The sequence below is a fragment of the Streptomyces milbemycinicus genome (assembly GCF_002154605.1).
GTDB classification, from domain to species: domain Bacteria; phylum Actinomycetota; class Actinomycetes; order Streptomycetales; family Streptomycetaceae; genus Streptomyces; species Streptomyces milbemycinicus.
Genome location: NZ_MUNE01001185.1, coordinates 376 through 753, shown reverse-complemented (window position 1 = coordinate 753; position 378 = coordinate 376). Strand labels below are relative to the sequence as shown.

The following is a 378-nucleotide window of genomic DNA, read 5'->3' as shown; positions in this document are numbered from 1 at the left end:
GCTGGTGCTGGCCACCGGCTCCAACCCGGTGCTGCCCCCGCTGCGCGGCCTCTTCGAACCCCACGGCCACGACCTGCCGGACGGCGTCCACGCCTTCCGCACCATGGACGACTGTCTGGCCCTCGCCGCGGCCATCCGCCCCGGCGTCCGCGCCGTCGTCATCGGCGGCGGCCTGCTCGGCGTCTCCGCGGCGCGGGCCCTGGCCCAGCGCGGCGCCCAGGTCGTCCTCGCCCACCAGGGCGAACACCTCATGGAACGGCAGCTGGACACCGGCGCCGCGGAGATGCTGCGGCGCCATGTGGCGGCGCTGGGCGTGGAGGTCCACACGGAGTGCCGCGTACGGGGGCTGCGCACGCGGTCCGTGTCCGTGTCCGTGTC

General features: G+C 76.2%; 1 protein-coding gene. It reads left to right on the top strand.

Translation table 11 applies throughout. From position 1 onward, the window contains the following. Positions 1 to 378, top strand: a 378-nt coding sequence (locus CCN51_RS51970; protein ID WP_158104806.1) for an FAD-dependent oxidoreductase, incomplete at both ends; no start/stop codon positions are given.